Annotated in this window: 18 protein-coding genes; 3 read left to right on the forward strand and 15 right to left on the reverse strand. The window is 72.1% G+C overall.

Annotation, left to right across the window (positions count from 1 at the left end):
• Nucleotides 1–79: 79 nt before the first annotated feature.
• The 5 genes from pepN (ACIRRU_RS08375) to pepN (ACIRRU_RS08395) form a co-directional block, all read right to left on the reverse strand.
• Entirely contained in the window at nt 80–2,656 is a 2,577-nt protein-coding gene (gene pepN, locus ACIRRU_RS08375; protein WP_403677801.1) for an aminopeptidase N, read from the reverse strand.
• 185 nt (nt 2,657–2,841) lie between these two features.
• Nucleotides 2,842–3,870 carry an aspartate-semialdehyde dehydrogenase gene (locus ACIRRU_RS08380; RefSeq protein WP_403677804.1) on the reverse strand — a complete coding sequence of 343 codons (1,029 nt, stop codon included), beginning with the start codon at nt 3,868–3,870 and terminating at the stop codon, nt 2,842–2,844.
• A 271-nt stretch (nt 3,871–4,141) separates the two neighbouring features.
• Complete coding sequence (locus ACIRRU_RS08385; protein WP_403677807.1) at nt 4,142–7,450, reverse strand: S8 family serine peptidase; 3,309 nt, start codon at nt 7,448–7,450, stop codon at nt 4,142–4,144.
• 218 nt (nt 7,451–7,668) lie between these two features.
• On the reverse strand, nt 7,669–8,733 hold the full coding sequence (locus ACIRRU_RS08390; RefSeq protein ID WP_403677809.1) for a hypothetical protein: 1,065 nt from the start codon (nt 8,731–8,733) through the stop codon (nt 7,669–7,671).
• 246 nt (nt 8,734–8,979) lie between these two features.
• The gene (pepN, locus tag ACIRRU_RS08395) at nt 8,980–11,580 is read right to left on the reverse strand and encodes an aminopeptidase N (RefSeq protein WP_403677812.1); all 2,601 of its coding nucleotides are present in this window, start codon (nt 11,578–11,580) and stop codon (nt 8,980–8,982) included.
• A gap of 189 nt (nt 11,581–11,769) precedes the next feature.
• Between pepN (ACIRRU_RS08395) and ACIRRU_RS08400 the strand changes: the two genes are divergently transcribed.
• Complete coding sequence (locus tag ACIRRU_RS08400) at nt 11,770–12,420, forward strand: DsbA family protein (RefSeq protein WP_363199546.1); 651 nt, start codon at nt 11,770–11,772, stop codon at nt 12,418–12,420.
• Nucleotides 12,421–12,498: 78 nt separating this feature from the next.
• Nucleotides 12,499–12,846 carry a VOC family protein gene (locus ACIRRU_RS08405; protein ID WP_403677816.1) on the forward strand — a complete coding sequence of 116 codons (348 nt, stop codon included), beginning with the start codon at nt 12,499–12,501 and terminating at the stop codon, nt 12,844–12,846.
• A gap of 48 nt (nt 12,847–12,894) precedes the next feature.
• On the opposite strand, the gene ACIRRU_RS08410 is transcribed toward ACIRRU_RS08405, so the two are convergent.
• The 10 genes from ACIRRU_RS08410 to ACIRRU_RS08455 all read right to left on the reverse strand — a co-directional run bounded on the left by ACIRRU_RS08410 (nt 12,895) and on the right by ACIRRU_RS08455 (nt 25,170).
• A complete protein-coding gene (locus tag ACIRRU_RS08410; RefSeq protein WP_403677819.1) occupies nt 12,895–13,539 on the reverse strand; it encodes a CatB-related O-acetyltransferase in 645 nt (214 codons plus the stop codon).
• A gap of 309 nt (nt 13,540–13,848) precedes the next feature.
• On the reverse strand, nt 13,849–14,610 hold the full coding sequence (locus ACIRRU_RS08415) for a DUF2071 domain-containing protein (RefSeq protein ID WP_403677822.1): 762 nt from the start codon (nt 14,608–14,610) through the stop codon (nt 13,849–13,851).
• Nucleotides 14,607–14,951, reverse strand: coding sequence for a metalloregulator ArsR/SmtB family transcription factor (locus ACIRRU_RS08420; RefSeq protein ID WP_403677825.1), 345 nt, complete (start codon nt 14,949–14,951; stop codon nt 14,607–14,609). Before ACIRRU_RS08420 ends, ACIRRU_RS08415 begins: the two co-directional genes overlap by 4 nt.
• 165 nt (nt 14,952–15,116) lie before the next feature.
• A complete protein-coding gene (locus ACIRRU_RS08425; protein WP_363199543.1) occupies nt 15,117–15,758 on the reverse strand; it encodes a superoxide dismutase in 642 nt (213 codons plus the stop codon).
• Nucleotides 15,759–16,026: 268 nt separating this feature from the next.
• Nucleotides 16,027–16,524 carry a hypothetical protein gene (locus tag ACIRRU_RS08430; protein WP_403677828.1) on the reverse strand — a complete coding sequence of 166 codons (498 nt, stop codon included), beginning with the start codon at nt 16,522–16,524 and terminating at the stop codon, nt 16,027–16,029.
• A gap of 122 nt (nt 16,525–16,646) precedes the next feature.
• The gene (locus ACIRRU_RS08435) at nt 16,647–17,048 is read right to left on the reverse strand and encodes a hypothetical protein (protein WP_403677831.1); all 402 of its coding nucleotides are present in this window, start codon (nt 17,046–17,048) and stop codon (nt 16,647–16,649) included.
• Entirely contained in the window at nt 17,045–20,578 is a 3,534-nt protein-coding gene (locus ACIRRU_RS08440) for an ALF repeat-containing protein (protein ID WP_403677834.1), read from the reverse strand. Before ACIRRU_RS08440 ends, ACIRRU_RS08435 begins: the two co-directional genes overlap by 4 nt.
• Before the next feature lie 260 nt (nt 20,579–20,838).
• Entirely contained in the window at nt 20,839–21,936 is a 1,098-nt protein-coding gene (locus ACIRRU_RS08445) for a glycerophosphodiester phosphodiesterase family protein (RefSeq protein WP_403677837.1), read from the reverse strand.
• A gap of 189 nt (nt 21,937–22,125) precedes the next feature.
• Complete coding sequence (locus ACIRRU_RS08450) at nt 22,126–23,589, reverse strand: amino acid permease (protein ID WP_403677840.1); 1,464 nt, start codon at nt 23,587–23,589, stop codon at nt 22,126–22,128.
• A gap of 120 nt (nt 23,590–23,709) precedes the next feature.
• Entirely contained in the window at nt 23,710–25,170 is a 1,461-nt protein-coding gene (locus ACIRRU_RS08455) for an amino acid permease (RefSeq protein ID WP_403677843.1), read from the reverse strand.
• A gap of 272 nt (nt 25,171–25,442) precedes the next feature.
• Here ACIRRU_RS08455 and ACIRRU_RS08460 point away from each other — a divergent pair, with 272 nt between their 5' ends.
• Nucleotides 25,443–26,036 (forward strand): biotin transporter BioY, encoded by a 594-nt coding sequence (locus tag ACIRRU_RS08460; protein WP_363199538.1) that lies wholly within the window; start codon nt 25,443–25,445, stop codon nt 26,034–26,036.
• The last annotated feature ends 129 nt before the right edge of the window (nt 26,037–26,165 follow it).

The following is a 26,165-nucleotide window of genomic DNA, read 5'->3' on the forward strand; positions in this document are numbered from 1 at the left end:
GCGGTTCCCACCAGCCCCGCGCACGCCGAAGGGGCGCTCCCCCCGCGGGAAGAGCGCCCCTTCGGCGTACGGGAAGCGGCTACGCCGTGACCGCCGCGGCGTCCGCCGCCTGGGCCCTGAGCGCGCGCTCCACGCCCGCCCGCGACTCCGACATCAGCCGGCGCAGCGCCGCACTCGGCTCGGCCGAGGCCAGCCAGGCGTCCGTGGCGTCCAGGGTCTCCTGGGAGACCTGGAGGGCCGGGTAGAGGCCCACCGCGATCTGCTGGGCCATCTCGTGGCTGCGCGAGTCCCAGACGTCCTTCACCGCGGCGAAGAACTTCTCCGTGTACGGGGCGAGCAGCTCGCGCTGGTCGGTCTGGACGAAGCCGCCGATGACCGCTTCCTGGAGCGAGTTGGGCAGCTGGTCGGACTCCACGACCGAGGCCCACGCCTGCGCCTTGGCCCCCTCCGTGGGCTGCGCGGCCCGCGCGGAGGCCGCGTGGCGCTCGCCCGCCGCCGTCCGGTCCCGCTCGTACTCGGCGGCGATCTCCTCCTCGTCCAGCAGCCCGGCCGCCGCCAGCCGCTGCACGAACGCCCAGCGCAGCTCGGTGTCGACGGTCAGGCCCTCGACGGTCTCCGTGCCGTCCAACAGCGACTGGAGCAGGTCAAGCTGCTGCGGGTTGCGGGCGGTCGCCGCGAAGGCGCGGGCCCACGCCAGCTGGTGGTCGCTGCCCGGCTCGGCCGCCCGCAGGTGCGCCAGCGTCGCGTCGGTCCACTGGTTGAGCGCGCTCTCGCGGGTCTCCGGCGCCGCGTACAGGTCCAGGGCCAGCTTCACCTGGCGGTGCAGCGACTGGACGACGCCGATGTCGGACTCCTTGCCGATGCCGGAGAGCACCAGCGCCAGGTAGTCGCGGGTCGCCATCTCCCCGTCGCGCGTCATGTCCCAGGCCGAGGCCCAGCTGAGGGCGCGCGGCAGCGACTCGGTGAAGTCGCCCAGGTGCTCGGTGACGACCCGCAGCGACTCGGCGTCCAGGCGGACCTTGGCGTAGGAGAGGTCGTCGTCGTTGAGCAGGACGACCGCCGGACGGGCCCTGCCCGCCAGGGACGGGACGGCGGTGCGCTCGCCGTCGACGTCCAGCTCGATCCGGTCGGTGCGCACGAGCTTGCCGTCCGCGTCCAGGTCGTAGACGCCGATGGCGATCCGGTGCGGGCGCAGCGTCGGCTCACCCTTGGCCCCGGCGGGCAGCGCGGGGGCCTCCTGGAGCACGGTGAAGGAGGTGATGCGACCGTCCTCGCCGGTCTCGATCTCCGGGCGGAGGATGTTGATGCCCGCGGTCTCCAGCCACGCCTTCGACCAGGTCCGCAGATCGCGCCCGGAGGTCTTCTCCAGCGCGCCCAGCAGGTCCGAGAGCCGGGTGTTGCCGAAGGCGTGCGCCTTGAAGTACGCCTGCACGCCCTGGAAGAACGCGTCCATGCCGACGTACGCCACCAGCTGCTTGAGCACCGAGGCGCCCTTGGCGTACGTGATCCCGTCGAAGTTGACGAGGACGTCGTCCAGGTCCTGGATGTCCGCCATGATCGGGTGGGTGGAGGGCAGCTGGTCCTGCCGGTAGGCCCAGGTCTTCATGGAGTTGGCGAACGTGGTCCAGGCGTGCGGCCACCGGGAGCCCTCGGCGTACGCCTGGCAGGCGATCGAGGTGTAGGTGGCGAACGACTCGTTCAGCCAGAGGTCGTTCCACCACTCCATCGTGACGAGGTCGCCGAACCACATGTGGGCCAGCTCGTGCAGGATGGTCTCGGCGCGCATCTCGTACGCCGCGTCCGTCACCTTGGACCGGAAGACGTACTGGTCGCGGATGGTCACCGCGCCCGCGTTCTCCATCGCGCCCGCGTTGAACTCCGGGACGAAGAGCTGGTCGTACTTGGCGAACGGGTAGGCGTAGTCGAACTTCTCCTGGAACCAGTCGAAGCCCTGCCGGGTGACGGCGAAGATGTCGTCCGCGTCGAGGTACTCCGCCAGCGAGGGGCGGCAGTAGATGCCGAGCGGGACGGACTGGCCGTCCTTCTCGTAGGAGCTGTGCACCGCGTGGTAGGGACCGGCGATGAGGGCCGTGATGTAGGTGGAGATGCGCGGCGTCGGCTCGAACGTCCAGACGTCGTCCTTCGGCTCCGGCGTGGGGGAGTTGGAGATGACCGTCCAGCCGGAGGGGGCCTTCACGGTGAAGGAGAAGGCCGCCTTGAGGTCCGGCTGCTCGAAGGAGGCGAACACCCGGCGGGCGTCGGGCACCTCGAACTGGGTGTACAGGTAGGCCTGTTCGTCGACCGGGTCGACGAACCGGTGCAGTCCCTCACCGGTGTTGGTGTACGAGCAGTCGGCGACGACCCGCAGCTCGTTGGCGCCCTCGCGCAGCTGCGGCAGCGCGATCCGGGAGTCGCGGAACACGGCGGCCACGTCCAGCGCGCCGCCGTTCAGCACGGCCTCGTGGACGGTGGGGGCGACGAGGTCGATGAAGGTCTCCGCACCGGCCTCCGCGGAGTCGAAGCGCACGGTGGTCACGGACCGGTAGGTGCCGCCCTCCTGCGCGCCGGAGAGGTCGAGCTCGATCTCGTACGCGTCCACGGTCAGCAGGCGCGCCCGCTCCTGTGCCTCTTCGCGGGTCAGATTCGTGCCAGGCACGCGGTCATCTCCTTGGTGTGCGACTTGATATGCGGCGTTTCCGGCCATCCTTCCACGTACGGTGCTCCCCGCGCGATGTCCATTTCCCGCCCGGCCCGGACGGCGTCGCGGACACCACTCAGGGGCGGCCACCGGTCTCGGGTGGCCGCCCCTCCCACAGGCGTACGGGGTGCGCGTGCCGCGCCTCAGCCCTTCAGCTCGGCCGCCACCAGCTCCGCGATCTGCACGGCGTTCAGCGCCGCGCCCTTGCGCAGGTTGTCGTTGGAGACGAACAGCGCGAGGCCGTTGTCCACCGTCTCGTCGACCCGGATACGGCCCACGTAGCTGGCGTCCCGGCCCGCCGCCTGGAGCGGGGTCGGGATCTCCGAGAGCTCGACGCCCTCGGCGTCCCGCAGCAGCTCCACGGCGCGCTCGACGCCGATCGGGCGGGCGAAACGGGCGTTGATCTGGAGCGAGTGGCCGGAGAAGACCGGGACCCGGACGCAGGTGCCCGACACCTTCAGCTCGGGGATCTCCAGGATCTTGCGGGACTCGTTGCGGAGCTTCTGCTCCTCGTCCGTCTCGAACGAGCCGTCGTCCACGATCGAGCCCGCCAGCGGCAGCACGTTGAAGGCGATCGGACGCTCGTAGACATGGGGCTCGGGGAAGTCCACGGCCGAACCGTCGTGCACCAGCTTCTCGGCGTCGGCGACGACCTTGGCGGCCTGGCCGTGCAGCTCGGAGACCCCGGCGAGCCCGGAGCCGGATACGGCCTGGTAGGTGGCGACGGTCAGCGCCTGGAGACCGGCCTCGGCGTGCAGCGGACGCAGCACCGGCATCGCGGCCATCGTGGTGCAGTTCGGGTTGGCGATGATCCCCTTGGGGCGGACCTTCGCCGCGTGCGGGTTGACCTCGGAGACGACGAGCGGGACCTCGGGGTCCTTGCGCCAGGCGGAGGAGTTGTCGATCACCACGGGGCCCTGGGCGGCGACCTTCTCGGCCAGCGCCCGGGAGGTCGCGCCGCCCGCGGAGAACAGCACGATGTCCAGGCCGGTGTAGTCGGCGGCGGAGGCGTCCTCGACGGTGACGGCGGAGCCCTGGAAGTCGATCGTGGAGCCCGCGGACCGGGCGGAGGCGAACAGGCGCAGCTCGTCGACCGGGAAGGAGCGCTCGGCCAGGATCCTGAGCATGACTGTGCCGACCTGACCGGTGGCGCCGACGATTCCGACCTTCACGAGGACTCCTCTGTTCTGTACACCTGTGCGGCTGTGCGGTCCGTATGCCGCTCCATGATGCGTATGTCCGGGCCCGTCTTGTCCAATCCACCGTCCGACCTGCGGACTCTTCCGGTGAGGGCCGCACGTTCTGCCGATTCCGGGCGGCCCGGGGGGAACATCTCCGGCGCGCCGTGCGGGGGTGTGAGCGGGCACACGCCCCGGGGAAGACGTGCGGCGGGGCGGGTGCTCTTGATGAGCGCCCGCCCCGCCGTCGTACCGGGGTGATCCGTTACGGCGTGACCTTCTCGATCACGACGCTGCCGGTGCCCGCGGCGGTGCCGCGGCCGTTCACCAGCTGGACCTCACCGAAGAACTGCCGCCCCTCGGGAGCCGCACCGGCGACCACGACCTCGGCGCCGACCTGCGCGGAAGCGCCGCTCGCCAGGTTGTACGTCTTCGACGCGTCGACCTTCAGGGTGCCGAGCGAAGCCGCGTAGTACACGTCGCGGTAGTCGTACGTGGTCGACCCGGACGGGACCGAGTAGCCCTCGACGACCACCGTGTAGGTGCCCGCGGCCGGCTTGACCAGGCTGACCGCCTCCTCGGAACCGGCGGTGGTGCTGCTGCCGACCTGGGTGGTGCCCCGCAGGACGTACAGGTCGAGGTCGGCGTTGGCGTCCGAGGTGCCGCCGATGGCGACGTCGAGCTTCTCGACGCCCGCACCGATAGTCACCGTGGACTGCCGGATCTGGCCGGTGGAGATGGACGGCTTGTCCACCTTGGCCGAACCCAGCGAACCGCCCTTGAGCTTGCCCGACAGCGGACCGGCGTTGTTGGTGACCTTCCAGTCCACCGCGGCCGGGGTGCCGATCTTGGCCTCGGGGAGGGTGCGCACCGCCGGGTCGAAGGTGGCGCCGAGCAGCGACACGTCCAGCTTGAACGGGTTGTCCAGCAGCGGCGACGTGCGGCGCGACTCGACCTCGATCTCCCAGACGCCGGGGAACGGGTCCTTGTAGGAGCGCACGTCCGGGCGGCAGGTGTTGGCCGGGTTCTCGTAGTTCGGGTAGCAGTTGACCGTGGAGGTCGGGTCGACCGGCGTCCCGTACGGGTGCAGGGCGATGAACCGGGTCTGGCTGCCCGAGCGCAGGGCGCTGATGGCGACCTCAAGGGTCTTGGCGCCCTCCGGCACGTCGATGAAGTACGAGGTGGTGCCGTTGCGCTGCACCGAGCCCGACGACTTGAACGCGTAACCGGGAGCCGTCAGCTCGTGGGAGACGACGACCGTGGAGAGGACCTGGTGGTCGACGCCGACGGTCTTGTTGTCGTCCAGCTGGAGGATGGCGCTGTGCACGCCCGCCTTCCGGGGCTTCGCCGTGACCTTCAGCTTCACCGGGGTGTCCAGCGGCAGCGAGACGTACTCGGGGCTGCTCAGCTGGAACGTGCCGTCGTTGTTCTTCCACGACAGCTTGTGCTGGACGTTGCGGTCCGGGCCCGTGGTGCGGGTGACGGTGACCTCGTAGACCTTGGTCTGGCCGACCTTCAGGCCGCCCTCGCGGTCGTAGACGCCGGTGCCGAAGCCCGGGTCCTTGAGCGCGAAGTCGATCGCGGTGTCGACCGGGGCCTTCACCCGGTACTCGTGCGCCGGGCTGCCCTTCTTGGTGATGAGCTTCCAGGCGCCGTTGATGTCGATGAGACCGGAGCCCTGGACGTGCGCGGGCACGTCCTTGATGTGCGAGGCGGAGCTGGTCAGCGCGGTCCGCAGATCGGCCGGGGGCAGCTCCAGGTTCCGCTGCTTCGCGGCGGAGAGCAGCAGGGCCGCGGCGCCCGCCGCCTGCGGCGAGGCCATCGAGGTGCCCTGGAGCATCGAGTAGCCGGCCGGCAGGGCGTAGCCCGCCTCCTTGACCGGACCGCCGGGGATCCAGGTCTGCGTCGTGTTGATCGACGCGCCCGGGGCCGCGATGGTCGGCGTGAAGCCGCCGTCCTCACGCGGGCCGCGCGAGGAGAAGGGGAGCATGTCGTACTTCTTGGTGACGTTGGAGCCGTAGTTCGCGGCCCAGGTCTCCTTGGAGATCGACGCGCCCACCGAGATGACGTGGTCGGCCAGGGCCGGGTCACCGATGGTGTTGAGGCCCGGACCGCTGTTGCCGGCCGAGATGACGAGCTGGACGCCGTAGATGTCGACGAGGCGCTTGTACAGCTCGGCGCGGGCGTTGTTGCCGTCGTTCAGCGGCGGCAGGCCGCCGATCGACATGTTGACGATGTCGACGCCGCGGTTGACGACGAGGTCGATCATGCCCTCGGTCAGCGCGATGTTGGTGCAGCCGCCGGACCAGGTGCAGGCGCGCGAGGAGACGACCTTGGCGCCGGGCGCCGCGCCGTTCATCTTGCCGCCGAACAGGCCGTTGGCCGCGGTGATGCCCGCGACGTGCGTGCCGTGCGAGCCCTCGATCACGCCGATGTTGACGTAGTCGGACGTGGCGCCCGCCGCGTTGTGGACGACGTTCTTACGGGTCTCGACGACGAACGGGATGCGCTCGACGACCTCGGTGCGCGGGTCGTCCTCCCCGAAGTACGCGACCTGGAACTTGTCCTTGTACGGCTGGAGGGCCTTGTCGTCCGAGAAGTCCGCGTTCTCGTTCAGGTCCACCCGTACGGTGCCCTTGACCGGGTCGTACAGCACGCCCCAGACGTCGGTGGTGTCACCGTCGCGGTTGAGGTCGCCCGCCATGTCGCCGCCGGTGGTGGCCGCCTCGGCGAAGGTGGCGAACTTGTAGCTGCCCGCCGGGGCCGAGTAGGTCTTGCCGTCCACCGTGAACGTCGGGCCGGTCACGGTCCGCGACATCTGCAGCCAGGTGCCGTCGGCGTCGTTCACCGGGTCGGTCGCGGTCACCCAGTCGACGATCTTGCGCTCGCCGGTGGTGGTCTTCTTCAGGGCCGGATGACCGAGGTCGACGCCGGAGTCCAGGACACCGATGGTGATCCCGCGGCCGTCGGCCTTGGGGTGCTGGGAGACGAAGTCGACCGCGCCCGTCTCGAAGGACGGGTTGTACGGGTTGACGGCCGGGGTCTTCTTGCCCGGGGCCGGGTAACTGCCCGTCGCCCTCGGCTGCTTCGCCCCCGCGGCCCGGTCGCCCGCGGGCGTCGGGTCGTCCAGCTTGATCTCCTGCTTGAGATCGATGCCGAGGACGGACTTGAGCTTGGACGCCGCCTCGATGGTGGCCTCGGCGGTGCCGGTGGGCACCGTCGCCCGGACGTAACCGAGCTTGTCGTAGGTCTGGCCGAGCACGGAGCCCTTGACGGCGTCCAGCTGCTCGGTGACCTGCTCGGTCGCCCCCGGGGTGGTGGCGATCATCATCGTGACATTCTTCTCGCCCTTGGCCTCGGCCTTGGCGAGAATTTCGGCGTCGGCGGTGCCGAGCTTGTCGCCCCGGTCGCTGGTGGCGGACGGTTTGACGGGGGCCGGAGCCGGCGCGTCGGCGGCGAACACCGGAGCGGCACCGGTGGCGGCCAGAGTGGCCGCCAGGCCTGCCGCGGCCGCGATGCGGGCCGCTCGTCTCGCTCCAGGTATGGAACTGGGGGATTCCTTGGTCATCAGCATCCCTGTAAGTGAAAGAGAGAGTCCGGAATTCGGTACCGGATGACCGCTCACCCTGTCGTAAATGACAGGGGTTTGTGGAGAGTTGACGGAGGCGAGTTCGCGACATGGCACAGATCCGCCACTGGGGGTAATGCGCCACCGGGGACGAACGAGGTCAAAGTGCCCGGCGGAAGGGCCCGTTCGGGCCCTGTGGTCCGGACCTGCGTCCCACGCCCCGCTCAGCGCGGCAGCACCGTCACATACGCAGCGGGCTCCCGGTCGGCCGCCGCCATCAGGGCCGTCCTGACCACGGTGGCCTGCTGGTCGGCCGCCTCCCGCAGCTTCCTCGGCGTGAGGTGGACGACGGTGACCCCGAGCCGCTCCAGGTGCTCCCGTTTCGCGGCGTACGCGGACCACGCCGCCTCGTCCGAGGGGCGCCCGCCCCGGACCTCCGCGCCGTGCCGGGGAGCCCGGGTGTCCAGCACCACCGCTACGGCGTGATCCGGCCAGTACGCGTCGATCCCGCCCAGCCCCGGTCCGCCCGGCAGCCGCAGCTCCACGTTCCACAGCGGCTCCGGCAGCCCGTGCTCGCGCACCATCGCGTACAACCGCCCCTCCGCCACCGCCCGCCCCTCGGCCAGCAGCGCGTCCACCGCCCCCACCACGGCGGCCCGGCCCAGCAGCTTGGCCGCGCTCAACTCACGGACCAGCGCGGCCGGATCGCTGTGGCCCTCGCGCACCGCCTCGGTCAGCAGCCGCCGTACGTCCGCCGCTTCGTCCAGCCCCGCCACCACATCCGCCACCGCGCGCTCCACCGGGGCGACGGGCACCCCGTCCACCCGCACCGGCACCGGCAGCGCCGCGGTCCGCAGCACCTCCACGAACCGGGTCGACCGCAGTCGCCGGGTGCGCGGCACCAGCACGTCGATCCGGTGCACCGCGCCCAGGTCCGGCACGGTGGCGAAACCGTGCAGCGCGAGCGCCGCCACCCCGGTGACCATCGCCTCGCCGTACGCCGCGTCCCCAGGACCGGCGGGGGCGCGGCGCGCGGAGACCGGCGGGCGGCCCGCGTACAGCAGCGCGCCGTGCAACCGCTCCGGGCCGGTGGGCGGACCCGGGTGCAGGAGGTAGACCCCCGGCAGGATCTGCTGCCAGGGGCCGCCCGGCAGGCACTGCGCGGAGGTCTGCGCGGCGGAGAGCCCCCGTGTCCGCAACTGGGCGGCGGACAGCACACGCTGCGTGACGTCCCGCGGGTGCAGGGGGAGGCGCGAGGAGCAGGAGGAGAGCGGGGTGTTCTGGGTCATGTCCGGGAGCTTCCCGCCCTTGCAGGGGTCCCTAACCCCCGTTACACGTCCGTCGACATTCCCGGACAACGCCGTCCTAAAGTACGGACGTTCGACATCCGAAAAGGGCCGTCGCGCCGGGAATGGGGCAGGGGGCGCCCCGGTCGGATGTACGAGCGCCGCTTTCACGCCGCGTGCACGCCCCCGACCGGACGCCCCCTGCCCCGACCGCGCCACCCCGTCACGCGGTGCGACCGCGCCTCCCCGTCACGCGGTGCGATCGCACTCCTGGCCGCGCAGCGCCCGCGCGAGGTCGTCCCGGGCCTCCAGCACCAGCCGCCGCAGCGCCGGGGCCGCGTCCTCGTGCCCGCTCAGCCAGGCGTCGGCCGCCGCGAGGGTGTCCGGGCCGTCCTGGAGACCGGGGAACATGCCCCGGACCACGTGCATACCGATCTGGATGGACCGCTCCGCCCAGATCCGCTCGATCACCTCGAAGTACCGCCCGGCGTACGGGGCCAGCAGCTCCCGCTGCGAGGGCTGGTCGAAGCCCGCGATGGTCGCCTCCACCAGCGCGTTGGACAGCTTGTCCGACTCCACGACCGCCGCCCACGCCTGCGCCTTGACCGCCTCCGAGGGGCGCGAGGCCAGACACCGCACGTGGTGCCGCCTGCCGGACGCCGTGTCGTCCCGGGCCAGTTCGGCGTCGACGGCCGCCTCGTTCGCCACCCCGTGCGCGACGAGCGGCGACAGGAACGACCAGCGCAGCTCCTGGTCGACGTCGAGCCCGTCGACCCTGGCGGTGCCCTCCAGCAGCCCGCCCAGCAGCTGGAAGTCCTCGTCGGTCGAGGCGACCGCCGCGAAGAACCGGGCCCACGTCAGCTGGTGCTGGCTGCCCGGCTCGGCCGCCCGCAGTTCGCGCAGCGCGCCCTCGGCCAGCGCCCGGCCGCCCTCCGCGCGCCACTCGGGGGCCGCGTAGTGCACCAGCGCGGACCGGGCCCAGGCGTGCAGCATCTGGAGCACCCCGATGTCGCTCTCGCGCCCGGCGTGCGCCAGCACCAGCGCGACGAAGTCCCGGGCCGGCATCAGGGCGTCCCGGGTCAGGTTCCACAGCGCCGACCAGCACAGGGCGCGGGCCAGCGGGTCGGTGACGGAGCCCAGGTGGTCGCGGAGGGTGGCCAGCGACCCCGCGTCGAAGCGGACCTTGCAGTACGTCAGGTCGTCGTCGTTGACCAGGATCAGGTCGGGCCGCCCGGACCCGGCCAGGGCGTCGATCACCGTCCGCTCGCCGACCACGTCAGCCTCGGCCCGCGCGTACCGCGTCAGCTCGCCCCGCGGGCCGCGCCGGTACAGACCGACCGCGACCCGGTGCGGGCGCAGCTCGGGGTGCGAGGCGGCGGCCTCCTGGACGACGGCCAGCTCGCTCAGCGTCCCCTCCGCGTCGTACCGGGGCACCGGCGTGAGCACGTTGACGCCCGCGGTCTGGAGCCAGGAACGCGACCAGGCCGTCATGTCGCGCCCGGAGGTCTCGGCCAGCACGGCCAGCAGGTCGCCCAGGCGGGTGTTGCCGTAGGCGTGCCGCTTGAAATAGCGCCGGGCGCCCTCCAGGAACGCCTCCTGCCCCACGTACGCCACGAGCTGCTTCAGCACGGAGGCGCCCTTGGCGTAGGTGATCCCGTCGAAGTTCAGCTTGGCGTCCTCCAGGTCACGGATGTCGGCGGTGACCGGGTGGGTGGAGGGCAGCTGGTCGGCGCGGTAGGCCCACGCCTTGCGGTTGTTGGCGAAGGTGACCCAGCCGTCGGTGAAGCGGGTCGCCCCGACCATCGAGAAGGAGCCCATGAAGTCCGCGAACGACTCCTTCAGCCAGAGGTCGTCCCACCACTCCATGGTCACCAGGTCGCCGAACCACATGTGCGCCATCTCGTGCAGGATGGTGTTGGTCCGCCGCTCGTAGGCGGCCGAGGTGACCTTCCCGCGGTAGATGTACTCCTCGCGGAAGGTGACCAGCCCGGGGTTCTCCATCGCGCCGAGGTTGTACTCGGGGACGAACGCCTGGTCGTACTTCCCGAAGGGGTAGGGGAAGTCGAAGTGGTCGTGGAAGAAGTCCAGGCCCTGCTTGGTGACGAGGAAGACGTCGTCCGCGTCGAAGTGCTTGGCGAGTCCCTTGCGGCACATCGCGGAGAGCGGAATCTCCAGCGTGGTCCCGTCGGCGAACGTCCGGGAGTAGTGATCGTCCACGCGGTGGTAGGGACCGGCGAGGACGGCCGTGATGTACGTCGGGACCGGCCTGGTCTCCGCGAACCGCCACACCTCGCCCTCGTGGAACTCCTCGGCCCCGTTGGACCGGACCTCCCAGCCCTCGGGGGCGGTGACCTGGAAGCGGTAGGGGGCCTTGAGGTCCGGCTGCTCGAAGTTGGCGAAGACACGGCGGGCGTCGGCCGGTTCGTACTGCGTGTAGAGGTAGACCTCGCCGTCCTCCGGGTCCACGAAGCGGTGCATGCCCTCACCGGTCCGGCTGTACGCGCAGCGGGCGTCGACCTCCAGGACGTTCTCGCCCTCCAGGAGTCCCTCCAGCGCCACCCGCGCCCCGTCGAACACGAGGGCCGGGTCCAGCGCCTTCCCGTTCAGCGTCACCGCGTCCACGGCCGGGGCCACCAGGTCGGCGAAGGTGGACGCGCCCGCGCGGGCGGACCGGAAGCGGATGGTGGTCAGCGACCGGAACGTCCGCGGGCCGCCGTCCCCCTCGCCCCCGTCGGCCCCCTCGGGCCCGCCGACGGCGGACCGCAGGTCGAGAGCGACCTCGTATCCGTCGACGGTCAGCAGCTCGGCCCTCGTCCGGGCCTCGTCGCGGGACAGGTTTTCGCCAGGCACGGGCACTCCTTCGTACGCGCGTCATGTGTCGTGCTTCGAACCCATTGATCCTTGCACGCGCCCGGGGCGTCGGCGTCCGGGGAATGCCCGGCCCCGCGCGGACGTTCTCGCAGCCAGGTGGATTCAGCACGCCCTGCCGCGGAACGCACACGCTCCGCCGTGGCACCAGCACGCCCTCCAAGGAGAGAGATGCCCGAGAACACCCCCGCGAACGGCAAGACCCCGGCCGACTTCTGGTTCGACCCGCTCTGCCCCTGGGCGTGGATGACCTCGCGCTGGATGCTGGAGGTCGAGAAGGTCCGCGACATCGAGATCCGCTGGCACGTGATGAGCCTGGCCGTCCTGAACGAGGACAAGCTCGACGAGCTGCCCGAGGAGTACCGGGACATGCTGGAGAACCAGGCCTGGGGCCCGGTCCGGGTCGTCATCGCCGCCCGGGAGCTGCACGGCGACGAGGTCGTCGGCCCCCTCTACACCGCGCTCGGCACCCGCTTCCACAACAACGGCGAGGGCCCCACCCGCGAGGCGATCACCGGTGCCCTGAAGGACGTCGGCCTCCCCGAGGACCTGGTGGAGTACGCCGACAAGGACACCTACGACACCGAACTGCGCGCCTCCCACCAGGAGGGCATCGACAAGGTGGGCCAGGAGGTCGGCACCCCGGTCGTCGCGGTGCCGGGCCCGGACGGCGAGCAGGTCGCCTTCTTCGGCCCGGTCGTCACCCCCGCCCCCAAGGGCGAGGAGGCGGCCAGGCTCTGGGACGGCACGCTGCTGGTGGCGTCGATCCCCGGTTTCTACGAGCTCAAGCGGACCCGCACCCAGGGCCCGATCTTCGACTGACCCCTCCCGCCGTACGACCGGGCCGGGGGCGGGTGCGCTCCCGGCCCGTTGTCAGTGGTGCGCCGTACGCTGAGGAACATGCGGATGTCACCGGAGATGATCACGATCGACTGCGCCGACCCCCAGGCGCTGGCCGCCTGGTGGGCCGAGGCCCTGGGCGTCGAGGAGACTCAGGACTACGACGCCTTCGTCGTCCTCGCGGCGACCCCCCTGGTGCTCGGCTTCCAGCGGGTGCCCGAGCCCAGGACCGGCAAGAACCGGGTGCACGTAGACTTCGCCTCGGCCGACCGCCGGGCCGACGTGGAGCGCCTGGCGAAGCTCGGCGCGACCGTCGTCGGCGAGCGGTCGACGCAGGGAATGTCCTGGACCGTCCTGACGGACCCGGAGGGCAACGAGTTCTGCCTCGCCGACGCGGGAAGCCACTGACCTCCTGGTCCGGCCTTCCGGCTCCCGGCCCCTGAGGCGTCCGGCGGCTTACGGTGCCGCCGCCTCCAGGTCCGCGACCGTGCCCGACATCACCGTGCGGATGTGCTGGGTGAGGTGGTCGGCGGGCCAGTCCCACCAGGCCACCGCCAGCAGACGGGCGACGTCCGCCTCCTCGTACCGGCTGCGGATCAGCCGGGCCGGGTTGCCGCCGACGATGCCGTAGTCCGGGACGTCCGAGACCACCACGGACCGCGCGCTGACGATCGCGCCGTGCCCGATGCGCACGCCCGGCATGATCACCGCCTCGTAGCCGATCCAGACGTCGTTGCCGATCACGGTGTCGCCCCGGTCGGGCAGATCCGTCAGCAGGTCGAAGTGGTCGCGCCAGGAGCCCCCGAGGGTGGGGAAGGGGAACGTGGACGGGCCGTCCATCCGGTGGTTGGAGCCGTTCATGATGAACCGCACCCCCGTGGCCAGTGCGCAGAACTTGCCGATCACCAGCCGCTCGGGGCCGTAGTGGTACAGCACGTTGCGGGTCTCGAACTCCGTGGCGTGCTCGGGGTCGTCGTAGTACGAGTAGTCCCCGGCCTCGATCAACGCGGAGGTGATCAGGGGCTTCAGCTGCACCACGCGCGGCTGGCCGGGCATCGGGTGCAGGACGGTGGGGTCCGCCGGGGCGGGGGCTGGGCTCATGGGGTCGCTTCCGGGGAGGGGAGAGGCGGGGGAAGGGCGGAGTGTCCGGGGAAGGGGGCAGGTGGGCGGAGGCCATCGTGGCACCCGGCCCCGCCGGTCCACCGGCATTTTCCGTCCGGGCCCGGCCCGGGGCCCGAGCACCGGCCCAGGTCCCGCGCACGGGCCCGTCGGCATTTTCCACCCGGGCCCCGCGCACCGGCCCGGCCAGGAGCCCGCACGGCCCGGGGCCCGCACGGCCCGGCCCGGCCCGGCCAGGTGCCCCGTACCTCCCGGTCCCGGGCCCCGCACCGCCCGGCCCTCGGCACCGCCCTACGCGGCTGCCGACCCGTACCCCGGCACCGCCCCGGGCCCCACCCGGAGCGGCTCGCCCGGTGACCAGTCGGCGGCCACGTTCCGCATGACCAGCGCGCTGTCCAGCACCGCGCTGCCGGGCGGGAAGCGGTCCGGGTCCTCGAAGAACGTGGAGCGTACGTGGCGGGAGCGGCCCGCCGTCACCTTCCAGGCGTCCGTGGAGAGTTCGAGGACGTCCAACCGTTCGCCCCCGGTGGTGGGGGAGAGGCCCCGGCTGCCGAGGCGGAAGAACTCCGAGGCCTCGGCCAGATCCGCGAACAGCTCACTGCCGCGCAGTTCCCCGGCGTCCTCCACCGTCGCGTCGACCTCCACCGCGCCGTCCCGGGTCGCGAACGCCACCCGCACCGCACCGGCCTCCTCCCGCACCGCGAAGTCCGCGCGCCCGTGCTCGCCCGGGTAGATCCGGCCGCCCGCGAAGGCGTTGACGCGGGAGGCGGTGTCGCGGCGCGGGATGTAGACGCCGCGCTCGACCCCGGTGGGGCCGTCCCACTCGACGGAGATCCGGTGCGCCGCGTTCTCGCTGGTCAGCCCGGTCACGGCCGGGGCCCAGCCGGGGCGGACGCCGCCGATCCGCAGCAGGCAGATGCCCGCCACCGCCTGGCCCCGCACCAGCTGAGGCCGCAGCGGTGCGGGCAGCAGGGCGGTGGCGACGCGGGGGTCGACCCGGTAGTTCACCAGCAGGCGGCGCTCGATGACGCTGGAGAGACGGGACCGGATCACGAGGCACCGCCCTTCGGCGCGGAGCGCCACGCGGTGTGGCGGAGCACGATCTGTTCGGGACACACGGCGCTCAGGAACCGCCCCACGCACATGGCGAGTCGTTCCTCGGCCAGTGAGTAGAGGATGCGGTTGGCGTCGCGGCGCTCGGTGACGAGCCCGGCACCCTTGAGGACGCCCAGATGGCGGGAGATCGACGGAGCGCTGATCGAGAACCGGCTCGCGATCTCCCCGGCGGCCAGTTCACCGCCGCGCAGATCCTCCAGGATCTGACGGCGGGTGGGGTCGGCGAGGGCGCGGAAGGCGCTCGCCTCGTCGTCGCTCGGCACGGCGGTTGTTTCCATGGATACATATATAGCACATGGGCTAAAGAGCTAAAGGGCTAACTAACTACCAGGGGAAAGCCCCCGCGAGTCACGTCCTCGCGGGGGCTTTCCGTCCATCCGCCTGCCGGTGTGAAGGTTGAGAAGACGATCACGAGGCAGGACGCGCTGTCCGCCGGAGCGGGGTCAGGGGGCGAGCAGCAGGACGTCCGCGCGCTCCTTGGCGGCGGCGTAACGCTTCGCCACGTCCTGCCAGTTGACGACCTGCCACATCGCCTCGATGAAGTCCACCTTCTGGTTCTTGTACTGAAGGTAGAAGGCGTGCTCCCAGGCGTCGAAGACGAGGACCGGGACCGAGCCCTGGCCGACGTTGCCCTGGTGGTCGTAGACCTGCTCGACGATGAGCTTGCCGCTGAGCGGCTCGTACGCGAGAACGCCCCAGCCGGAGCCCTGCGTGGTCGCCGCGGCCTTCGTCAGCTGGGACTTGAAGCCCGCGAAGGAGCCGAAGGACTCGGTGATCGCGTCGGCGAGGTCGCCCACGCCGTCCGCCGCGAGGGGCTCGCCGCCGCCGTCGCCGGTCATGTTGTGCCAGTAGATCGAGTGCAGGATGTGGCCGGAGAGGTGAAAGGCGAGGTTCTTCTGGAGCCCGTTGACGGCACCCCAGGACTCCTTGTCGCGGGCCTCTTCCAGCTGCTCCAGGGTGTCGTTCGCGCCTTTGACGTAGGCGGCGTGGTGCTTGTCGTGGTGGAGCTCGATGATCTGCGGGTTGATGACCGGTTCGAGCGCCGCGTAGTCGTACGGGAGTTCCGGAAGCGTGTACGTGGCCATGGTTCGAACCCTCCGACTGCTGGGAATGCCGTCCAGTTGTTATTGCAAGCTCTATGCAGGAGCAGGCTAACAGCAGGAGGGTCCGGACGTGATCAGTCCTTCGGCCTAGGCCGCTCCGGGGCGTGTCGCGGGCCCCTCACCACCCCCCACGCGGACCGGCCCGCCCCGGCGCCGGAGTGGGCGCTGGAAAGGGCCGGGCGGGATGTGGGTGCCGACGTCCGACGGGGGCCGGGGCGTCCTCCCACAGGACCCCGTCAGGCTCCGCCGGCTACTTGGTGGTGCGGATCTCGACCAGCAGGTGGTCCCGTCCGTCGACGGCTTCGCCGACGCCCTCCCAGGTGTCCGCGGGGACGTCGTACTCGACGCGATCGCCCTCGGCGGTCATCGTGAGGTTGGTGTTCCTGGCGTCGTTGGTCCGCACACCATGCACCGACGGGAGTTCCAGGCTCAGGTAGCCCTTGTCGCCGGTGACCCGGAAACAGACGTCCCCACGGTCACGGGCGAGGAACTTGAGGAGGTTGTCCCCGCTCGCGCAGTCGGCGAGCAGGATGTGGCCGTCGCCGCGCTTGAGGAGGATGCCCTGCTCGGCGAGGATCTTGTCGGCGCCCGGGTAGGCGAAGTCCTCCACGGCATAGCCGGGCGCCTCGTCGGCGACGGGGCTGGGGGTTCCGTGGGAGGGCGGGCCTCCGGCCGTCACGGCCCATGCCACCGCGCCGGCGGCGGCCGTGGTGCCCAGAGTGCGTATCAGAGTGCTGCGGTGCTTCATCACGGTCCTGGTGAATCGGCGGGAGAGGGCTGGTGCCGTCTCCCGCGGTCGAGAGGGTGATCAGGGGGAAAGCCACGGGTCCGGCTCGAAGGGGGGTGGTGCCGCCCTCCGACGTCTCCGGGCTACGGCCCGGAGTCTCTGGTGAGCTCCAGGGACGGCGGCCCGTCCGGGTCCGGGCTGAAGTACACCGTGTCCTTGTCCTTCGTGTAGAGCTGGATACCGCGGACCTTTCCGGACGAGCCCTCGTCGATCGACAGATAGACGAAGCCGCCGGACGTCTCACCGCCGACCAGGTCCCACCGCCCGCTGAAGTCGGCGGGGTCCGACGTCCCGTCCGTCGAGACGTCCGTGGCGGAGAACGTCTTGTCGGCCTTGAGCCGGATCTCGCCGCCGGTGGTCTGGTCGCGGTACGTGCCGGGCACGTCGTCGGGGCCCATGGGGGCCGCGCACCCCGCGAGGAGTACGGCGGCGGCGGCCGCCAGGGCCGAGACGAACCGGTGCCGGCCGGTCGTACGGCCCTTCATCGGCGCAGCGTGACGTCGAACTCGATGACCTGGGTCTTCGGCGACAGCGGACCGGAGTCGCCGACGACCTTGTCCACGAGCGAACCGACGCTGTCACTCCACCAGTCCGTGTAGCCGACGACCGGAGGATGGGTCGCGGACTCGACGTCCGATTCGTTGAACGCCGTGTAGCGCCAAACCACGGAGCCGTCCGCGTTCTCGCGGACGGGAGTCATCCGAACGTAGTGCGACCCCAGGAACGTGTAGGCCAGATTCCCGGTGAGCCCGGCGGTGGAGAGCGTCCCGTAGTCCCGGACATACTTCGCCGCGCCGTCGAAACCACCGAGGCTGTAGTCGAACATGTAGGTGTGGCCCAGCTCGTAGTCCCCGGACAGCGTGCGGGCGGCGAAGAAGTCGATGGTCTTCCGGGTGTTGGCGTGCTCGCGGTAGAGCCGGGTGAACGGGTCGTTCGGGCCGAAGCACTGCGACTGCGGTCCCTTACCGGTGAGCCAGCTCCAGCCGAGCTCCCACGGGTTCGTGCTGTTGTCGGAGGGCACCGTGGTGCCGAAGGGGGTCAGGCAGCTCTCGGCACCGACCGGGAGACCGTTCTCTCCCGGCTTGATGGGCGTCCTGGCGTTGTCCAGCGCCTGCTGGACCGCCTCCTTGATCGCGGCCTCCATGACGAGGACCCGGGCTTCGACCGCGGCTCGTGCGGCAGCGGCGGCGTCCTGCCCCGCGGCGAGCGCGGCACGTCGCGCCGCCGTCGCCGAAGCCTGGGCGTCCGCGGCGTAGGACGCGGCGGCCCCCGCGGACCGCACCGCGCGTGTCGCCGCGTGCCGTGCGACGCTGCCGGCCTGGCGCGCGGCGGCGGCGGCCTGACGGGCGGTCTCGGCCGACCGGGCGGCGGCGGCCGAGGACTTCTCGGCGGCCTCCGCGTTCTTGCGCGCCTCCTCGGCGGAGCGTGCGGCATCGGCCGCGTAGCCCTTGGCGCGGTCGGCCCACTCGGTCGCCTCGGCGGCGGCCTTGCGCGCGCGGGCCGCGGCCTCGGACGCCCGCGCCGCGTCCTCCTGCGCGTCCGCCGCGATCTTCGCCGCGCGGGCGACGGAGGCACGTATCGCGTTGATGTGCGTGGCGTGGTCGTGGTCGAGCCGGGCGAATTCGTGCTGCGTGGTCCCCACGAACTGGCGGAGCATGTGGGTGTCGCCCTCAAGGGCGATCGTGGCCGCCGCCTTGACGTACGGTCCCCCCGTCACCAGGAGGGCCGTGGCCGCGACCCGGTCGTCCTCCCGGACGGCCGCGGCGCGGTCGACGTGCAGGAAGGCGTGCAGGGCCTCCGCGGTCCCCTGCTCCAGAGCGGCCTCGGCCGCACGCCGCACCGCGGTGCCGGTGCCTTCGTCGGCCAGGATCGAGAACACCTCGACCCGGTTGTCCTCCTTGGCCGCCTCGACCGCGCCGCTCTCGAGGAACGCCCTGATCCTGGTGTGGTCCTCGCTCTTGAGGGCCTCCGCGGCGGCTTGGGCCACCTTGGTCGTCGACACCGCGGCGATCGCCGCCACGTTCTCCACGTTGTCCTGCCGCAGAGCGATCAGGCGGTCGGTCTCGACCCAGCGCAGGGCGTCCTCGTCCGAACCGGCCAGCGCGAACTCCGCCGCTGCCCTGGTCCATGTTCCGGACCGGTCCATGAGCTGGAGCGCCGCGGCGCGCCCGGTCGTCACCGCTTCCCCGGTCCGCCCGTCCCGGAGCGCCGACTCGGCGGAGCCGATGAGGGCCCGGAGCTCCTCGGACAGCCGTGCTTCCTGCGTCCGTTCCCGGTTGAGCCGCGCGAGCTGGTCCGACTCGGCACGCGCCTCCAGCCGGGCCCGCTCGATCGCCTCGTCGGTCTCCTCGGCCAGCCTGGCGTCCTCCGCCTGGCGGGCCGCCTTCTCGACGTCGTTCGCCTCGGCCACGGCGTCGGCGGCGGCCTTCGCCGCCTGGACCGCGGCCTTGGCGGCGGCGGTGGACCGGTTGGCGTGGTCGACGGCGTCGCCCGCGTGGTCGGCCGCCTCCTCGGCGGCCTTCGCCGCCTTCTCGGCGTGGTCGGCCGCGCTGTTGGCCGCGTCGCGTGCCAGGCGGGCGGCGGCGGCCGACCGTCCGGCCAGCGTCCGCGCCCTGTTCGCGGCCTGGGTCGCCCTCACCGCGGCGGCGTCCGCCACGGCGGCGGCCTGCCGTGCGGCGGCGGCCTCGGACTGAGCGGCACCCGCCGACGAGGCCGCGTCGGCCGAAGCGCGGGCCGCTGCCGCCGCGTTGACCGCCGAGCCGGCGGCGGCAGCGCCCGCGTTACCGGCCGCCTCGGCGGATTTCGCCGCCAGGTCGGCCTTGGCCGCCACCGTCCGGACGAAGCCGACCATGGCGCGCGCGGTCTGCGCTGCCGCTCGGGCCGCCGACGCCTTGGACGCGTCACCGGAGGCGGCGATCGCGGCGCGGTACGCGCGTGCCGCGGCACGGCCCGCCGAGGCGGCCGCCGAGGCCGCCGCCTGGGCTGCCATCACCGAACGGTGCGCGGCGGCCTGTGCCGTACGCGAGGCCGACACCGCTGTCGACGCGGCCGAGGCCGCCCCTCTGGCGGCCTCCGCGGCCTTGTTCGCCGCCCTGGCGGAGAGCTGGACGTCCTGCTCGGCGGCCTTGGCCTCGGCCTTCGCCTCCAGCGCGGCTTCCTTGGCCTTCTCAGCCGCCTTGACCGCCTGTTCGGAGAGCTCGACGGCCTCGTCGGTCTTGAGACCGGCGCGCTGCCCTTCCGCTTCGACGGTCTTGACCAGTTGCTGGACCGTCGCCGATTCCTCGTCACGGGCGCGGGCGATGTGCTGTCCCGTCCGGAGGAACCACCTGATGGCCCGCGGCGACCCGTCGTCCAGTGCCCGCTCCGCGTACGCGCGCACCTGGGGCGACGCCGTCACGAGCAGGGAGCTCACCTGAACGCGTTCGTCCTCCTCGCGGGCGGTGAACTGTCCGCCACTGAGGAAGGCCCGCAGGGCGAAGGCGGAATCCGCGTCCAGCGCGGCCGATCCGCCGCGCTTGACGGCCCGCTCACCGTGGGCCATCACCGTGGTGACGGCCACCCTGAGATCCTCCTCCACGACGTCCCGGAAACCGTTCTGGAGGAAGCTCTCGACCGCCGCGGTTCCGCCGGACAAGGCCGTGCCGATGTCCGCACGGGTCGCCCTGCCTCCGGTGGCGAGGGACTTCAGCAGGGTGAACCGGTTGTCCTCCGCCCGGGCGGCCGGCAGCTTCCGGTCGAGGAACGCCGTCACGTCCCCGGCGCTCCCCACCAGCGCCGCGCCCGCCGCTGTGCGGACGGCTCGGCCGCCCGACCGGTACGCCTGGACCACCTTGCCGCGGTCGGTGTCCGGGAGGTCCCCGGTGCCGGGCGCGGCGGTGTCCACCGGGCCCGCCGCGTAGGCCGGCCGGATTCCGAGCGTGACGGGCAGCGCGCAACCGGCTGCCGTCGCCGTGAAGATGGTCAGTACCTGACGTCTGCTGAACGCCCCTCGTGACGGACGTGCCGGCTCTGCCACCGTGGTTCCCCTCTGCTCCCTGATGCCGAACGGATGCGTTCCGGTCGGTTCATGGCCGCAGGGGGCCCTTCGCCGCCCCCCAACGGCTCCGAGCGCTCATCGAAGCCGAGGTGCGGCGGTCGCGTCCAATGCGGGAAACGGGCGGAAAGCCCCTATACCACCTGCATCTGCGGTGAGGTCTGCCACAAGCGAAAAAGGTTGTCGTGATATCGATAAAGAAACGGTCTCGGCGCTCCCCGGTCGGAACTCCGCCCGGCCCGCTACCGCCGCAGCTCCTCCCGCGCCCGCGCCGCGATGTCCGGGAAGTCCGTCACCACCGCGTCCACGCCCCGCTCGTAGTGGGCGGCGTACTCGGCGAACGCGTCGCCGAAGTCGTTCGGCGCCTCACCCCGCCGGTACGTGGCCGGGAGGTACTGGTTCTCCGCGCGGAAGGTGTACGCGCCGACCTTCAGGCCCGCCGCGTGCGCGTCCGCCAGCAGGGTGCTCGGCGCGACCAGCGAGGACTTGTCCGGGCCGATCCACCGCGCGTACGAGGCGATCTCGCGCAGTCCGGCCGGGCTCATCATGTCCGGGTAGGTGATCTTGTGGCCGTACGGGCCCCCGCTCGTGCCCAGCGCCTGCCAGAGCGGCAGCCCGAGGCGCGCGGCGGCCACCCGGCGCAGGCTGGACGGCTCGAAGGACTGCACGACGCAGTCCCGGGCGGTCAGCCGGTTGCGGCGGATCACCCGGATCAGCTCCTCCTCCAGCGGCAGCCCGATCGAGCGGAAGTACGTGGGGTGCTTGGTCTCGGGGAACACCACGATCCGGCGGCCCGACTCGTGCGACAGCCGCCGGGCCAGGTCCACGACCTCCTGGAAGGTCAGCACGCCCTCCCGCCCGTCGAAGACGGTGTTGCGGTTGCGGATCTGCGGCAGCCGCTCCACCGCGCGCAGGGTCCGCAGTTCGCGCAGCGTGAAGTCCTCGGTGAACCACCCGGTCACCGCCTTGCCGTCGACCGTCTTCGTGGTGCGGCGGTCCGCGAACTCCGGGCGCCCCGCCACATCCGTCGTGCCGCCGATCTCGTTCTCGTGCCGCACGACCAGGACGTGGTCCTTGGTGGGCACGAGGTCCGGCTCGATCCAGTCGGCCCCGGCCCGCACGGCGTGGATGTACGACGCGGCCGTGTGCTCGGGCCGCCAGCCGGCGGAGCCGCGGTGTCCGACGACGACCGGGCCGAAGGGGCGGGGCGGGCGCGGCCCCTTCGCCCCGGACTCCGCCGCCGGGGCGGACGCGACGGCCGGGGCGGTGGCGGCTGCCGTGGCGACGGCGGACGCGGCGGTGGCCAGGAGGACCGAACGGCGCCTTGGTGCAAGGGACATGACAGCTCCTCGGGTGGCGGAAGACACCACCGAAGCGAGCGCGGGTGACGGCTCGGCGTACGGAGTCCGACCCTCTCGTGTCCGCTCGCTCACGGACGCGCGCCGCGCCGTACGGCCGACGGGGCACCGCGCCGCACGGCACCCGGGAACAGGCACCACGGCTCCCGGAGCCGCGCGGACGTCCGGGGGTTACCGCCGCCGTGCCGGGGTCTCCGCCGACCCGTCGGCTCCGGCGGCCTGGTCGGCGCCGCCGTCCCGTCGCCGCTGGCGTACCAGCCCGACGCCGATCAGTACGACGGTCAGGCCCCCCGTGGCCAGCAACTGGTCACGCGTGTCGGGCTGGCGCAGCATCAGCAGGAAGATGCCCGCCATGGCCGCCAGCGCCACGATCGTGCCGACGGGGAAGAACCACATCCGCACGACCAGCCTGTCCGGGGCCTCCCGCTCGGTCCGGCGGCGCAGGATCAGCTGAGAGGCGGCGATGAAGATCCACACCACCAGGATCACCGCGCCGATCATGTTCAGCAGCCAGGGGAAGACGTCGTCCGGCCGCCAGTAGCTGAGCAGCACGCACAGGAAGCCGAAGACCGAGGAGAACAGCACCGCGTTGCGCGGGACCCCGGAGGAGACCCTGCCCAGCACGGACGGACCCTGCCCCCGGGCCACCAGCGAACGGGCCATGCGGGAGGCGCCGTAGATGTTGGCGTTCATCGCGGAGAGCAGGGCGATGAGGATGACCACGTTCATGATCTGCGCCGCGCTGCCCACGCCGAGGTGGTCGAGCATCGCGTAGAACGGCCCGACCTCGGCGACCTTCGGGTCGTCCCACGGCACCAGCGTGACGATGACCGCCATCGAGCCGATGTAGAAGACCGCGATGCGCCACATCGCCGTACGGACCGCCTTCGCGACGCCCCGCACCGGGTTCTCCGACTCGGCGGCGGCGATCGTGACGGTCTCCAGACCGCCGTACGCGAAGACGGAGGCGAGCAGTCCGATGATGAAGCCGTCCATGCCCTTCGGCAGGAAGCCGCCGTCCCCCGTGAGGTTGCCGAGGCCGGGCGCGTCCGTGTCGGGCAGCACGCCGAGGATCGCCAGCAGGCCGAGCACCAGGAACAGCGTGATGGCGATGACCTTGAGCGCGGCGAACCAGAACTCGAACTCACCGAAGTTCTTCACGGCGGCCAGGTTCGTCCCGAGGAAGATCACCATGAAGAGGGCGACCCACGCCCACTCGGGGGTTCCCGGCAGCCAGCCGCTGACGATCTGCGCCGCACCGATCCCCTCCAGGCCGACCGCCACGCAGAGCAGGAACCAGAAGGACCACCCGGCGGTGAACCCGGCCCACGGGCCGATCGCCCGTTCGGCGTGCACGGAGAAGGAGCCGGAGGCCGGGTTGGCGGCGGACATCTCGCCGAGCATCCGCATCACCATCATGACGAGCAGGCCCGAGATGGCGTACGCGACGATGATCGACGGACCGGCCGCGGCGATCCCGGCGCCCGAGCCGACGAACAGACCGGCGCCGATCACCCCGCCGAGGGCGATCATCGACAGATGCCGCTGCTTGAGGCCGTGGGTGAGCGCGGAGTCCGTCGACGGGGCGGGGGCCGCGGAGCCGGAGGTGGGGGGAGACGCGGAGGTCCGGGACATGGACGAGCTCTGTTCACTAGCCGAGACAGGGGACGAGCCCACAGTCTGGGCACCCTCACCGCTCACACGGAACAGGTGTCCGCTATACGGGCACCAGGCTCACACAAGGTGAACACGCGCCTACCGGCCGGTGGCCGAGGCCTTCCCGCGTGCCCGCCGCTCCCGCCGTTGACGTACCACCGCGACCAGCAGCACCAGCGCCGTCGCCCCCGCCGACCACAGCACCTGCGGGCGCGCCGCCTCGTCGGTCAGCATCAGCAGCAGGACCCCGAGCAGACCGGCCAGGGTCAGCCAGGTCAGCCACGGGAAGCACCACATCCGCAGGGACAGCGCCCCGGGGGCCTCGCGCTCCAGCCGCTCCCGCAGCCGCAGTTGCGACAGGGCGATCAGCGCCCAGACGAACAGCAGCACCGCGCCGACCGAGTTGAGCATGTACAGGAACACCGTGTCCGGCCACAGCAGGTTCAGCAGGACGGAGACGAAGCCGAACGCCACCGACGCCAGCACCGCCCGCCGCGGTACCCCGCCCCGGCTCCGGCCGGTCCTGTCCCGGGAGCCGTCAGCTGCGCCGGACACCTTCAGCAGGCCGCGCGGCGCCTCGCCGCGCTCCGCCAGCGAGAAGATCATCCGGGAGGATCCGTACAGATTCGCGTTCAGCGCCGAGAGCAGCGCCACGAACACCACGATGTTCATGATCTGCCCCGCCGACGGCACCCCGATCGCGTCCAGCACCTTCACATACGGGCTCAGCCCAGCCCGCTGCGCGGTCCACGGCAGCACGGCCACGATGACCAGCATCGAACCGACGTAGAAGAACAGGATGCGCACCACCGCGCTGCGCACCGCCCGCCCCACTGCCCGCGCCGGGTCGTCCGTCTCGGCGGCCGCGATGGTGACGACCTCCAGGCCGCCGAAGGCGAAGACCACGGTCAGCACCCCGGCGACCACCCCGCTCCAGCCGTTCGGCAGGAAACCGCCCTGTCCGGTCAGGTTGGCCGTCCCGACCGGGTCGGTGTCCGGGAGCAGCCCGAAGACCGCCAGCAGTCCGAGCACCAGGAACACCAGGATCGCGCCGACCTTCAAGGAGGCGAACCAGAACTCGAACTCGCCGAAGTTCTTCACCGCCGTCAGGTTCGCCGCGGTGAAGACCACCATGAACAGCAGCACCCATGCCCACGGTTCGACGCCCGGCACCCAGCCGTGGGCGATCTGCGCGGCCGCCGTCGCCTCCACGGCGAGGACCACCACCAGCAGGAACCAGTACAGCCAGCCGACGCTGAACCCGGCCCACCGCCCGAGCGCCCGCTCCGCGTGCACCGAGAACGAACCGGAGGCGGGCATCGCCGCCGACATCTCGCCGAGCATCCGCATCACCAGCATCGCCAGCGCCCCGGCGATCAGATACGACAGCACGATCGCGGGCCCGGCCACCGCGATCCCGGCGCCCGAGCCCACGAACAGCCCGGCCCCGATCACCCCGCCGAGCCCCAGCATCGTGAGATGGCGCTGCTTCAGTCCGTGGGCCAGTGGTTCGGCGGGGACCGCGGCGGAAGCGGACGCGGTGGGGGGAGCCTCGTGCATGGGGTGCGGGTCACTCTCGGATCATTCGCGGACCGTTTATGGGGAACCTACAGTCTGGGCCCGCCGTGCCTCTCCCGGCAAAACGGCCCCCACCTGCCCCGCCTCCGTGACGAGCATCACGCCCGGAAGCGATTGCGCGGCGGCCTTTGTGTGAACCCCACCAACCCGTCAACCGCCGCTTTGTGGGCGGCTGATGGTGATCGGCCGATCGCTCCTGGGCTAACGTCGGCTCCGTCCCTCCCCACCTGCCTGCCCTCACCCGCGGAGTCCCGATGAGCACTGCTGCCGCCCCCGTCCGTTCCGGAGCGGTCCTCGCCGACCTGCTGCCCGCAGCCCGGCACCGCTACGCGGTGGACGCGGCCCTCGTCCTGGGCGGCGCCGCCCTCACCGGCATCGCGGCCCAGATCGCCGTCCCGGTGCCCGGCTCCCCGGTCCCCGTCACCGGCCAGACCTTCGCCGCGCTCCTCATCGGCACCGCGCTCGGCGCCCGCCGCGGCTTCCTGTCCCTCGCGCTGTACGCGCTCGTCGGCATGGCCGGGATGCCGTGGTTCGCCGAGGCCACCTCGGGCTGGACGATGCCCTCCCTCGGCTACGTCTTCGGCATGCTGCTCGCCGCCACCGTGGTCGGCGCCCTCGCCCGGCGCGGCGGCGACCGCTCGGTGCTGCGCACCGCGGGCACGATGGCCGTCGGCTCCGCGGTCGTCTACGCGATCGGCGTGCCCTACCTCGCCCTGTCCACCGGCATGTCGCTGAGCGCCGCCGTCGCGGCCGGACTCGTCCCGTTCCTGATCGGCGACGCGCTGAAGGCGGCGCTGGCCATGGGCGTCCTGCCCACCGCCTGGAAGCTGCTGGACCGCCGCGGCTGAGACAAGCCACCGGAATGCGCGGAGGGGCCCGCCCGGCCCACCACCGGGCCGCGGGGCCCCCCCCGCCCCGCCGGGGGGGGCGGCCCCCCGCCCGCGGGCCCCCCCCCCGCCCCCCCCCCCCGGGCGGGG

This window comes from Streptomyces sp. NPDC101181, assembly GCF_044767975.1.
Classification (GTDB): Bacteria; Actinomycetota; Actinomycetes; order Streptomycetales; family Streptomycetaceae; genus Streptomyces.

What these genes read in the sequence shown, in the direction of transcription:
- ACIRRU_RS08385 (WP_403677807.1), bottom strand. Translation starts at nt 7,450, where the DNA reads ATGCTGATGACCAAGGAATCCCCCAGTTCCATACCTGGAGCGAGACGA.
- ACIRRU_RS08390 (WP_403677809.1), bottom strand. Translation starts at nt 8,733, where the DNA reads ATGACCCAGAACACCCCGCTCTCCTCCTGCTCCTCGCGCCTCCCCCTG.
- ACIRRU_RS08400 (WP_363199546.1), top strand. Translation starts at nt 11,770, where the DNA reads ATGCCCGAGAACACCCCCGCGAACGGCAAGACCCCGGCCGACTTCTGG.
- ACIRRU_RS08405 (WP_403677816.1), top strand. Translation starts at nt 12,499, where the DNA reads ATGCGGATGTCACCGGAGATGATCACGATCGACTGCGCCGACCCCCAG.
- ACIRRU_RS08410 (WP_403677819.1), bottom strand. Translation starts at nt 13,539, where the DNA reads ATGAGCCCAGCCCCCGCCCCGGCGGACCCCACCGTCCTGCACCCGATG.
- ACIRRU_RS08420 (WP_403677825.1), bottom strand. Translation starts at nt 14,951, where the DNA reads ATGGAAACAACCGCCGTGCCGAGCGACGACGAGGCGAGCGCCTTCCGC.
- ACIRRU_RS08425 (WP_363199543.1), bottom strand. Translation starts at nt 15,758, where the DNA reads ATGGCCACGTACACGCTTCCGGAACTCCCGTACGACTACGCGGCGCTC.
- ACIRRU_RS08430 (WP_403677828.1), bottom strand. Translation starts at nt 16,524, where the DNA reads ATGAAGCACCGCAGCACTCTGATACGCACTCTGGGCACCACGGCCGCC.
- ACIRRU_RS08435 (WP_403677831.1), bottom strand. Translation starts at nt 17,048, where the DNA reads ATGAAGGGCCGTACGACCGGCCGGCACCGGTTCGTCTCGGCCCTGGCG.
- ACIRRU_RS08445 (WP_403677837.1), bottom strand. Translation starts at nt 21,936, where the DNA reads ATGTCCCTTGCACCAAGGCGCCGTTCGGTCCTCCTGGCCACCGCCGCG.
- ACIRRU_RS08450 (WP_403677840.1), bottom strand. Translation starts at nt 23,589, where the DNA reads ATGTCCCGGACCTCCGCGTCTCCCCCCACCTCCGGCTCCGCGGCCCCC.
- ACIRRU_RS08455 (WP_403677843.1), bottom strand. Translation starts at nt 25,170, where the DNA reads ATGCACGAGGCTCCCCCCACCGCGTCCGCTTCCGCCGCGGTCCCCGCC.
- ACIRRU_RS08460 (WP_363199538.1), top strand. Translation starts at nt 25,443, where the DNA reads ATGAGCACTGCTGCCGCCCCCGTCCGTTCCGGAGCGGTCCTCGCCGAC.